This is a genomic window from Variovorax endophyticus (assembly GCF_025376855.1).
Taxonomy (GTDB): Bacteria; Pseudomonadota; Gammaproteobacteria; order Burkholderiales; family Burkholderiaceae_C; genus Variovorax.
The window spans coordinates 303,930-315,011 of record NZ_JAHUTH010000006.1 but is presented as its reverse complement, the minus strand read 5'-3'; the positions used below and the strand labels follow the sequence as shown (position 1 = coordinate 315,011).

General features: G+C 70.0%; 10 protein-coding genes. 1 reads left to right on the top strand and 9 read right to left on the bottom strand.

Annotated features, from left to right (window positions below; translation table 11 throughout):
* The 3 genes from KV106_RS10780 to KV106_RS10770 form a co-directional block, all read right to left on the bottom strand.
* Positions 1-270: phage late control D family protein (locus KV106_RS10780; RefSeq protein WP_261210121.1), on the bottom strand; the 270-nt coding region annotated here is incomplete at its 3' end.
* A gap of 172 nt (positions 271-442) precedes the next feature.
* On the bottom strand, positions 443-1,603 hold the full coding sequence (locus tag KV106_RS10775) for a branched-chain amino acid ABC transporter substrate-binding protein (RefSeq protein WP_261210119.1): 1,161 nt from the start codon (positions 1,601-1,603) through the stop codon (positions 443-445).
* The gene (locus KV106_RS10770) at positions 1,600-2,508 is read right to left on the bottom strand and encodes a LysR family transcriptional regulator (protein ID WP_261210117.1); all 909 of its coding nucleotides are present in this window, start codon (positions 2,506-2,508) and stop codon (positions 1,600-1,602) included. Before KV106_RS10770 ends, KV106_RS10775 begins: the two co-directional genes overlap by 4 nt.
* Before the next feature lie 106 nt (positions 2,509-2,614).
* On the opposite strand from KV106_RS10770, the gene ggt reads away from it, so the two are divergent.
* On the top strand, positions 2,615-4,423 hold the full coding sequence (ggt, locus tag KV106_RS10765; protein ID WP_409976505.1) for a gamma-glutamyltransferase: 1,809 nt from the start codon (positions 2,615-2,617) through the stop codon (positions 4,421-4,423).
* A gap of 83 nt (positions 4,424-4,506) precedes the next feature.
* Here ggt and fahA read toward each other — a convergent pair whose 3' ends face one another.
* Genes fahA through KV106_RS10735 form a run of 6 tightly spaced genes read right to left on the bottom strand, consistent with a single transcriptional unit; the run spans position 4,507 to position 11,024 of the window.
* Positions 4,507-5,775: a fumarylacetoacetase gene (fahA, locus tag KV106_RS10760; RefSeq protein ID WP_261210112.1), complete on the bottom strand. Its 1,269-nt coding sequence runs from the start codon at positions 5,773-5,775 to the stop codon at positions 4,507-4,509.
* A gap of 28 nt (positions 5,776-5,803) precedes the next feature.
* On the bottom strand, positions 5,804-6,778 hold the full coding sequence (locus KV106_RS10755) for a Bug family tripartite tricarboxylate transporter substrate binding protein (RefSeq protein ID WP_057593177.1): 975 nt from the start codon (positions 6,776-6,778) through the stop codon (positions 5,804-5,806).
* On the bottom strand, positions 6,775-8,085 hold the full coding sequence (gene hmgA, locus KV106_RS10750) for a homogentisate 1,2-dioxygenase (protein WP_261210110.1): 1,311 nt from the start codon (positions 8,083-8,085) through the stop codon (positions 6,775-6,777). The genes KV106_RS10755 and hmgA overlap by 4 nt, the downstream gene beginning before the upstream one ends.
* Before the next feature lie 21 nt (positions 8,086-8,106).
* Entirely contained in the window at positions 8,107-8,304 is a 198-nt protein-coding gene (locus tag KV106_RS10745; RefSeq protein WP_057593179.1) for a DUF2783 domain-containing protein, read from the bottom strand.
* Positions 8,305-8,328: 24 nt separating this feature from the next.
* Complete coding sequence (locus KV106_RS10740; protein WP_261210109.1) at positions 8,329-10,005, bottom strand: FAD-dependent oxidoreductase; 1,677 nt, start codon at positions 10,003-10,005, stop codon at positions 8,329-8,331.
* Between the two features lie 59 nt (positions 10,006-10,064).
* Entirely contained in the window at positions 10,065-11,024 is a 960-nt protein-coding gene (locus KV106_RS10735; RefSeq protein WP_057593181.1) for an MBL fold metallo-hydrolase, read from the bottom strand.
* Positions 11,025-11,082 lie beyond the last annotated feature (58 nt).

Sequence of the window (11,082 nt, the reverse complement as noted above, 5' to 3'; positions counted from 1 at the left end):
GACATGCATGTCGCCGTCGTCCTTGCCCACGCGCGCGAAGCGCGTGACCTGGCCGCTGATGAAGCGCCGGCCCGCGCCGCCGAGCTCGGTCGCGAGGTCGATCTCGATCGTCATGTCCTTGCCGAGCACGCTCCGGGCGGCGATGCCGGGCGTGTCGGCGACCAGGCGCACGCGCGATTCGAACAGCGTGGAGATCCGCTCCTGTCCCGTCATCGAGCGAAACTTCACGCGCTCGCCCAGCGGACTGTGGGCGATGAAGCTGCGGTTCATTCCTTCTGGTCTCCCCGTGACCTGATGGCCGTCGATCGCTGGAGCGCAAGACGGTGTGGCCCCAGGTGCTGCGATGACCTTATGAAGCTTTCATGGCCGGGATATGACACGCGGCGCGCGGCGGGCGATCCGGTCGCGCGAGGAGTACGAAAGCTCGCAGCGGCCGCGCGCGCTACGGCATCTGGACCGTCGCCAGGTGCGCGCGCACGCCGTGCCTGAAGGTGTAGAGCGCCAGTTGCGGATGCAGCAGGTCGCCCTTCGCATCGAAGGAGATCCTGCCCGTGAGCCCGGCGTAGTCGCGCGTGCGTGCCAGGAAGGGCAGGTAGGTCTCGGGGTTCGCGGAATCGGCGCGGCGCATCGCATCCGCGAGCAGTTTCACCGCGTCGTAGGAATACAGCGAGACCAGCTCCGGGTCCATGTCGAAGCGCTGGCGGTAGGCCTTCCGGAAGTCGCGCAGCCGGCCTTCGCGGTCGTCCTCGATCTCGCCCGAGGCCGCGCAGAACACCTGGTCGTCGCGCGCCGCGCCGCCGCCCAGGCGCAGCAGCTCGTTGTCGCAGATGCCGTCGCCGCCGAGCATGCCGGCACCGAGCCCGAGCTGCTTCATCTGGCGCAGCATCGGGCCGGCCATCGCGTACATGCCGCCGACGAAGATCGCATCGGGTTGCTGTGCCTTGATCGCGGTGAGGATGGCCGAGAAGTCGCTGCTCCTGTCGCTCGCGTGCTCGCGGCCGACGATGGTGCCGCCCGCGCGCACTGCGGCCTTGGCGAACTCCTCGGCGATGCCGTGGCCGTAGGAGCTGCGGTCGTCGACGATCGCGAAGCGCTTCATGCGCAGCCGCTGCACCGCATGGGTGGCGATCGCGTCGCCGATGCTGGCGTCGCCCGCGACGATGCGGAAGGTGGTCTTGAAGCCCTGGTCGGTGTACCTGGGTGCCGTGACCGAAGGCGAGACCTGCGGAATGCCGGCCTCGCTGTAGAGCCGCGAGGCGGGAATGGCCGAGCCCGAGGTCTGGTGGCCGACCACGCCGTGGACCCTGGCGTCCACCAGCTTCTGCGCGGCCGCGGTGCCCTGCTTCGGATCGCCCGCATCGTCCTCGGCCATCAGCTCGAAGCGCGCGCGTCGTCCGCCGATGCGCAACTGCTGCCGGTTGAGTTCGTCCACGGCCAGTTGCCCGCCCTTCTGGTTGGCCTTGCCCGAGACGGCCAGCGCGCCGCTCATGGGCGCGACCAGGCCGATGCGGATGGTCTGTTCCTGCGCGAGCGCGCCGAAGGCGAGACCGGCCAGCGCGCTCGCCAGCACGCGCCTCGCCATGCGCGACGAAGAAGGCTTCATGGGGTCTCCCGCGCCGCGAACCAATGGGCCGCGAACTCGCGCACCACCTGCACCAGCTTCTGTTCGCCCTTGCTGGCCAGCCGCACGAGCGCGACCGGGATCGACAGCTCGAGCTGCGACTCGACCGTGATGCGCCGCAATCGGCCCGCGGCGATCTGCTCGCCGGCGGCCGCGAGCGCGCCGAAGAAGATCGCGTCGGAGCGCGCCGTCGCGGCGATCAGGGGCTCGAGTTCCTCCGACTCCACGGTGGTCGAGTGGCGCACGTCGTCGCTCAGGCCGTAGTGCTCCTTCGTCAGCGTCGCCACCTCGTCCGACACGTCGGTGCTGAGGATCGGGTACTGCAGCAGGTCCTGCATCGTGACCGCCGCGCGCGCGGCCAGCGGATGGCCGACGCGGCAGATGGCACCGCCCGCGAGGCCGCCCATGCGCTCGACCACGAGCTCGTCGGACAGCACCAGCGAGCGCGCGTCGATCAGGACGGCGTCGATCGAGCGGTCGCGCAGGGCACCCATGAGGAAGCGCGCCGTGCCGCGGCGCACCAGCAGCTTCACGCGCGGATGCGCCTCGAGCACGTGGGCGATGAAGTCCGCGCTCATGCAGGCGCCGGGTCCGGCGCCGAAGCCCACGCGCAGCGTGCCCTCGAGCACGGCCTCGTCCCTCACGCCGATCGAGAGGTTGTCGACGTCGACCAGCAGCCGGCGCGCGCGCTCGACCACCAGCGAGCCCGCCGCGGTGGTGGTGCAGCGCCGCCCGAGCCGCTCGATCAGCGGCACGCCGATCTCGGCCTCGAGCGACTGGATGCTCTTGCTCAGCGCCGATTGCGTGAGATGCAGGTTGGCGGCCGCGCGGCTGAAGGAGCCGGTCATCGCCAATTCGATCAGGTGCGCCAGCTTTCTTGTCTCCATGAGGATCCGGAATAGGTAAATCGAAAATCTTTCGTTAGACGCTGGCAGGACCGGGCACTACAGTCCGCCCCCGGGAGTGCGCACCCCCCAAAAAAGCCTGGCGAGCATGCCAGAGATTCACAACTTGAGGAGACTCACAGTGCCCTTCACGCACGCCACGTCGCGCCGCGCATTTCATTCCCTGATCCTGTTCGCCACCATCGGTATTTCCGCTTGCGGCGGTGGCGGATCGGGCACCGCCTTCGCCCCCGTCGTTCCCGCCGCGCCACCGGCGCCTCCGGCCGAGAGCACCACGCTCAACGCGGGCGCGGTGGCATCGCCCGACCAGTTCGGCGCGGCCGCCGCCAAGCAGATCCTCGACGCGGGCGGCAATGCCGTCGATGCCGGCGTCGCCACGGCCTTCGCGCTCGCCGTGACCCTGCCCGAGGCGGGCAACCTCGGCGGCGGCGGCTTCATGACGACCTGGATGAACGGCAAGCCCTACTTCCTCGACTTCCGCGAGAAGGCACCGGGCGCGGCCACGCCCACCATGTACCTCGACAAGAACGGCGACGTGATCCCGGGCCTGAGCCTCGACGGCTCGCTGGCCGCGGGCGTGCCGGGCTCGGTCGCGGGCATGTGGACCGCGCACCAGCGCTTCGGCAAGCTCAGCTGGGCGCAGGTGCTGGCACCGGCCATCGCCTATGCGCGCAACGGCTTCGTCGCGTACTCGACGGCCGAGCTGACCACCGTCAACAGCCGCTCGAACTTCAACAAGTACTTCGGCGGCAAGATGATCAAGGGCCAGCTGTTCAAGCAGTCCGAGCTGGCCGACACGCTGCAGCGCATCAGCGACAACGGCGGCAGCGAGTTCTACACCGGCAAGACGGCCGACCTGCTGGTGGCCGAGATGGGACGCACCGGCGGCCTCATCAGCAAGAACGACCTGAAGAACTACCAGGCGGTGTGGCGCGATCCCGTGGCCATCGACTGGAACGGCCACACGGTCTACACCGCGCCGCCGCCGAGTTCGGGCGGCTTCGGCATCGGGCAACTGCTCAAGATGAAGAAGGACCTCGAGCCGCAGTTCGCCAAGGCGCCGCTCAACTCGGCGCAGTACGTGCACCTCACGGCGGAGATGGAGAAGCGCGTGTTCGCGGACCGCGCGCAGTACCTCGGCGACTCGGACTTCTACCAGGTGCCGATGCTGAAGCTGCTGGCCGACGACTACCTCAAGGGCCGCGCGGCCGAGGTCAACCCCGCCACGCCGACGCCGCTGGCCAAGGTGAAGCCGGGCCTCGGCACCGACCCCGTGCCGCCGGTCAGCACCGGCGAGAAGCCGCAGACCACGCACTTCTCGGTGGTCGACAAGTGGGGCAATGCACTGGCCATCACCTACACGCTCAACGGCGGCTTCGGCAGCGGCATCGTGGTCGAGGGCGCGGGCTTCCTGCTCAACAACGAGATGGACGACTTCTCCGCCAAGCCCGGCGTGCCGAACCAGTTCGGCGTGGTCGGCGGCGATGTCAACTCGATCCAGCCCAACAAGCGCCCGCTGTCGTCGATGAGCCCGACCATCGCGGTGAAGGACGGCAAGCTCGCGCTGGTGCTCGGCACGCCCGGCGGCTCGCGCATCTTCACGGCGGTCTACCAGGTGCTGGTCAACGTGCTCGACTACAAGCTGCCGCTCGACCAGGCGCAGGCGCAACCGCGCTTCCACCACCAGCTCCTGCCCGACAACGTCATCTACTACGAGGCCGAGCGCTTCCCCGCGGCCACGGCCGACAACCTGCGCGCACGCGGCTGGACGATGCAGGACGGACTGGCCGGCGGCCAGAACATCCAGGCGATCCAGGTCGTGGGCAATGCGCCGGTGCCGGTGTCCGACCCGCGCAATCCCGACGGCCTCGCGCTCGTGGTGGCGCCGAAGCCCTGAGGCCCTGACGTGAAAAAGGCGGTGAAGGCGTTGCCGCCTCCACCGCCTTCATCGCCTTGCGGATGGCGAACGCCGGTGTGGCGTCAGACCACCGTGCCGCTGACCTCGCCGAGCCCGATGCGCACCGCGCCCGCGCGCTCGCACCAGCCGCGCATCACCAGCGTGTCGCCGTTCTCGAGGAAGGTGCGCTTCTCGCCGTTGGGCAAGGTCACCGCCTGCTTGCCGCCGAGCGTGAGCTCCATCAGCGAGCCGGCCTGGTCGGGCTTCGGGCCCGAGAGCGTGCCCGAGCCCAGCAGGTCGCCGGGCTGCAGGTTGCAGCCGTTCACCGTGTGGTGGGTCACGAGCTGTGCCGCGGTCCAGTAGGCGGCCTCGGTGGTGTTGCCGAGCGTGAGGCGCACCGGCGCCTCGCCGGCCTCGCGCATCTTCGCGGTCTGCAGCAGCACCTCGAGCGTGATGTCGAGCGCGCCGGCTGCGCGGTTCGACGGCGCATCGAGGTAGGGCAGCGGCTGCGGATCGCCCTCGGGCCGCTCGAACTTCGCGCGGAAGGGCGCGAGCGCCTCCATGGTCACGATCCACGGCGACAGCGTGCTCGCGAAGTTCTTCGCGAGGAAGGGGCCGAGCGGCTGGTACTCCCAGGCCTGCAGGTCGCGCGCCGACCAGTCGTTGAGCAGGGTCACTCCGAACAGGTGCTCCTCGGCCTCGCCGATGGCGATCGGCTCGCCGAGCGCATTGCCGCGGCCGACCAGGAAGCCGAGCTCGAGTTCGTAGTCCAGGCGCTTCGACGGACCGAAGCTGGGCTCGGCGGCATCGGGTGCCTTGGTCTGGCCCTGCGGGCGCTTGAAGACCTGGCCGCTCACGCCGATCGACGAGGCGCGGCCGTGGTAGCCGATCGGCACCCACTTGTAGTTGGGCATCAGCGGCTGGTCGGGACGGAACAGCTTGCCGATGGTGGTCGCGTGGTGGATGCCGGTGTAGAAGTCGGTGTAGTCGCCGATGCGGCAGGGCACGGTCATCTCGGCTCGGGCCTGCGCGACGAGCGCCTTCGACCAGGCGGCCTGCTTGTCGCTGCCTTCGGCGAGGCCGGCCGAGAGCGCGGCGCGCAGCGCCTGGCGCTCCTGGGTGCCGGCGGCCATCAGCGCGTTCATGTCGTCGCTGTCGACCAGGCCCGCGGCGCGCAGGTCGAGCACCTGGTCGCCGATGGCGACGCCGATGCGGAAGGCCTCGGTGCTGCCGGCGGCGCGGAAGCGGCCGAAGGGCAGGTTCTGGATCGGGAAGTCGCTGCCGGCTTCATTGGCCGAGGCGACCCAGCTGCGCAGCTTGGGGTCGTGGGTGGCGTTCAGTGCGGTGGTCATGGATGTGTCTTTCGTTGCGGTGTTCGGTTCACTCGGCCGTCATGCCGGCCTTCTTCGCCACCTCGCCGAGCCGCTGGTACTCGGTCTGCGTGAGCGTGGCCAGTTCCTGCGCGCTCGAGCCGCGCGGCGAGAAGCCGGCCTGCGCCAGCTTGGCTTTCACGTCGGGCTGCGCGAGCGCCTCCACGAAGGCCTCGTTGAGCGCCTTCACGATCGGCGCCGGCAGGTTGGCCGGGCCGTAGACGCCGAACCAGGGCTCGAGCGCATAGCCCTTGAGGCCGGCCTCGGCGATGGTCGGCACCTCGGGCAGCGAGGGCGAGCGCGTGGGACCGGCCACGGCCAGCGCGCGCAGCTTGCCGGCCTGGATGTGCGGCAGCGAGGCCGGAAGGTTGTCGAACATCAGGCCGATGTTGTTGCCCAGCATGTCGGTGATGGCCGGGCCGCTGCCCTTGTAGGCCACGTGCGTCAGCTCGGTACCGGTCATCTGCGCGAACATCACGCCGGCCAGGTTCATCGAGGTGCCCGTGCCCGCGGTGGCGTAGGGCATGCCCGGAGTCTTCTTCGCGGCCGCGATCAGGTCGGCCACCGACTTGATCGGCGAGGCCGCCGGCACTTCGAGCACGATGGTCGAGGTGCCCAGCAGGCTGATGGCCGTGAAGTCCTTGCGCGGGTCGAAGGCCATCGACTTGTAGATGTGCGGGTTCAGCGCATTGGTCGAGATCGCGCCGAAGCCGATGGTGTAGCCGTCGGGCGCGGCCTTGGCCACGGCATCCATGCCGATGTTGCCGCCCGCGCCGCCGCGGTTGTCGATCAGCACCGGCTGGCCCAGCTTCTCCGACACCTTCTGGCCCACGGTGCGCGCCACCAGGTCGGTGGTGCCGCCCGGGGTGTAGGGCACGATGAAGCGGATCGGCTTGGCGGGGAAGTCCGCGGCCTGCGAGAACAGGGGCGCGGCGAGCAGCGCGAGGACCGCGGCGCGGCGCGTCAGTGCGAAGACGGGGTTCATGGCTTGAACTGGTCCTTGAGGCCGGCCCAGCAGTCGGCGTAGTCGGTGTCGAGCGCCTTGCTCTGCAGCGCGAAGTTCGTCGGGATGAAACGGTAGCGGCTCTCGAACATGAAGGCCAGCGTGTTGTCGAGCTTGTGCGGCTTGAGGTCGGCGTGGGTGGCCTTGTCGAAGGCTTCCTCGTCGGGGCCGTGCGGCACCATGCTGTTGTGCAGGCTCGCGCCGCCGGGCTTGAAGCCGCCGGGCTTGGCGTCGTACTCGCCGAGCACCAGGCCCATGAACTCGCTCATCAGGTTGCGGTGGAACCACGGCGGACGGAAGGTGTTCTCCATCACCATCCAGCGCGGCGGGAAGATCACGAAGTCGCAGTTGGCGGTGCCGGGCGTGTCGCTCGGCGAGGTCAGCACGGTGAAGATCGAGGGATCGGGATGGTCGAAGCTGATCGAGCCGATCACCATGAAGTGCGCGGTGTCGTACTTCACGGGCGCGAGGTTGCCGTGCCAGGCGACCACGTTGAAGGGCGTCTGCTTCATCGGCGCGTGCCAGAAGCGGCCGCCGAACTTCTTGACGATCTCGTAGCCGCCTTCTTCCGCTTCGAAGGCGGCCACCGGCGCCTGGAAGTCGCGCGCGTTGGCCAGGCCGTTCGAGCCGATCGGGCCGAGCTCGGGCAGGCGGAAGTGCGCGCCGTAGTTCTCGCAGACGTAGCCGCGCGAGAGGCCGTCGGGCAGCGCCACCTTGAAGGCCATGCCGCGCGGCAGCAGCGCGATCTCGCCGGGCTTCACCTCGAGCACGCCGAGCTCGGTGGTAATGACCAGCCGGCCCTGCTGCGGCACCACCAGCATCTCGCCGTCGGCGTTGACGAAGGCGCGCTTGTCCATCGAGCGGCCCGCCAGGTACATCAGCGAGCCGATGCCGACCTGCGATTCGGCATCGCCGTTGGCCGCGATGGTGTGCATGCCGTCGACGAAGTCATGTTCCCCCGCGCCGTCCAGCGGCTGCGGATGCCAGCGCAGCGGCTCGGGCGGCAGCGCGATCTCGCGGTCGGCGCCGGTGGTCCAGTGCGCCTGCGCATAGGGCTGGTAGCGGCCCGACACCACCGAGGGCTGGCGGCGGTAGAGCCAGGTGCGGCGGTTCTCGTGGCGCGGCGCGGTGAAGGCGGTGCCCGAGAGCAGCTCGGTGTAGAGGTCGAAGGGCCCGCGCTGCGGGTTGTTGCGGCCCTGCGGCAGCGCGCCGGGCACGGCCTCGGACGCGTATTCGTTGCCGAAGCCGCTCTGGTAGCGGCGCTCGGTGGCGGGAGTTGCGGCGGTCATGGTGTCCTCACTGGGTGGTGTTCATTTCGCGGCCGCGAGCGCTTCGCGCAGCACGGGCAGCGAGCCGATGTGGTTGGCCAGCAGCAGCACGAGGCGCGCGTTGTACGCGTGGCTCTCCTCGGTGCTCAGGCCCTGGTGCGCCTCGATCAGCGCTTCGTAGAAATCGTCGGGCGCCTCGAGGTGCGCGTCGGTGATCAGCGTGGGGGTGGATGCGGTCATGGCAATGTCTCGCTGCGTGTGGTCTCAGGCCTTGCCGAGCGCGCGGTCGAAGGCCGCGCGGATCTGCGCGGACGATGGCGTGCGCCAGCGCGCGCTCACATGCTGGTCGGGGCGCAGCAGGTAGACGGTGCCGGGCCGCGCATCGTAGCGCCGCACGGCCAGTTCGCTCGCCGCGTCCGCGGGCACGCGCACCGTGCGCAGCGGCAGCGCCGCGGCCTCGATGGCGCGCAGGCTCTGCGTCACGGCCGCGTCGTCGGCATCGCCGAACACCAGCGCCGTGAAGCCGTGCGTGCGGCCGAGCTCGCGCAGCAGCCAGCCGCTGCCGCCATCGGCGAGCGCCACCGGCGCGTCGGCCGCGGCCGCGCCCGGCACCATCGCGCCCGCGAAGCCGTCGCCTTCCACGTCGGGCGTGTTGAGCGGCGAGCCGCGCAGCACCGAGGGCACCGACAGCCGGCCGCTGTTGACCAGCGTGCGCGCGAAGGCGTGCCGCCGCGTCAGCGCCAGCACGGCGTCGCGGAACAGCCGGCTGACCTCGCTCTTGGGCGTGATGAAGTCGGTGGCGCGCGTGGAGTTGCGGATGTTCTCGTCGGCCGCGTACTCGCGCTCGCCGGCGTAGCTGTCGAGCAGCGCATCGGGCGCCTCGCCGCGCACCACGGCGGCCAGCTTCCAGGCCAGGTTGTCGGCGTCCTGCACGCCCGAGTTGGCGCCGCGCGCGCCGAACGGCGACACGCCGTGCGCCGAGTCGCCCGCGAACAGCACGCGGCCGTGGCGGAAGCTGTCCATGCGCTGGCAGGCGAAGGTGTAGACGCTGGCCCAACCGATCTCGAACTGCACGCCCGCGTGGCCGATGCTGTCGAGCAGCGCGCGCACGCGCGGCACGATGCGCTCGGGCTTGCGCTCCTCCACCGGGTCGGCCTCCCAGCCGAGCTGGAAGTCGATGCGCCACATGCCGTCGGCCTGCTTGTGCAGCAGCACGCTCTGGCCCGGATGGAAGGGCGGGTCGAACCAGAAGCGGCGCTCGGTCGGCAACTGCGCGTCCATCGTGATGTCGGCGATCAGGAAGCGGTCGCGGAACACGCGGCCCTTCGATTCCTGGCCCAGCAGCTGGCGCAGGTTCGAGCGCGAGCCGTCGCAGGCGCTCACGTAGTCGGCGGCCAGCCGGTACTCGCCCTCGGGCGTCTCCACGGTCAGCGTCGCGCCCTCGGCGTCCTGCGCGATGCCGGTGACCTTGTTGTTCCAGCGGATGTCGATCAGCGGCAGCTGCGCCGCGCGCTCGGCCAGGTAGCCCTCGACGTAGTACTGCTGCAGGTTGATGAAGGCCGGGCGCTCGTGGCCGGGCTCGGGCAGCAGGTCGAAGCGGTAGACCTGCTCGTCGTGGAAGTAGACCTTGCCGATGTTCCACGACACGCCCTTGTCGACCATGCGGTCGCCGCAGCCCAGCCGGTCGAAGACCTCGAGCGTGCGCTTGGCGAAGCAGATCGCGCGCGATCCGGTCGACAGGGTGTTGTCGTTGTCGAGCAGCACCACCGGCACCTGGCGCAGCGCGAGGTCGATGGCCAGCGCCAGGCCCACGGGGCCGGCGCCGACCACCACCACCGGGTGGCGCGCGGGCGGGGCCGCGTCCTGGTCGGGGTGGCGGCGGTAGTCGAAGCGCAGGCTCTGGTAGTCGACCTGCGCTGCTTCGGTGGCGAGTGCGTTCACGTCCGTTGTCTCCGTCTCTTCTGTCCTGCCGCTCCCTCGGCGGGGAGGGAGCGCCCGTCTCAGCCTTCGAGCGCCTTCCACATCTCCACGTCGCGCTCGGCGGTCCACACGCGCGGGTCGACATGGCCCGAGGCCTCGTCGTAGGCGCGGCTCACGTCGAAGGGCATGCAGTGGTCGAAGATCACCCACTGGCTGTACTTGGGCTTGAGCTTCTCGTAGGTGTCCTTGTAGACCGCGTTCAGGTCGCGCCCGGCCTTCACGCCTTCCTGCACGCTGGCGTAGACGTCGGCGATGAAGTCGCGCGTGCCCGTCAGGCCCTCGGCCACGGCCTCGGGCGTGGTCAGCGCGGCGCCGCGGCCCGGCACCAGCGCGGCGGGCTTGAGGGCGGCGACGTTGTCCAGCGTCTGCGGCCAGTCCTTGAAATAGGCGTCGCCCGCGTACGGCGTGGCGCCGAACTCGACCAGGTCGCCCGAGAGCAGCGCGCGTTCCTGCGGCAGCCAGACCACGGTGTCGCCCTTGGTGTGGCCGCGGCCGAGCTGCAGCAGCTGCACCTCGAGCTTGCCGAGCCACAGGGTCATCTTGCCGGTGAAGGTCATGGTGGGCCAGGTCAGGCCCGGCGGCACGGTCTCGACGTTCTGGAACAGGCGCGGGAAGCGGCCGATCTCGCTGGCCTTGTCCTGCTCGCCGCGCTCGACGATCAGGTCGCGCGTGTCCTGGCTGGCCAGGATGTGCTCGGCACCGTAGCCGGCCGCGCCCAGCACGCGCACCGCGTGGTAGTGCGTGAGCACCACGTACTTGATCGGCTTGTCGGTCACCTCGCGGATGCGGCGCACCACGTCAGCCGCCATCGCGGGCGTGGCCTGGGTGTCGGCCACCAGCACGCAGTCGTCGCCGATCACGATGCCGGTGTTCGGGTCGCCCTCGGCGGTGTAGGCCCAGGCGTGCTCCGAGATCTGGCTGAAGGTGACCTTCTTCTCTTCCATGTCGGCCTGGCTGGCGAATTTCTTGGCTTGGCTCATCGTGTGTCTCCGGTGGAGTGAGTGGGTGGATCGTGAATTCGTCTAAATCGAACGAATT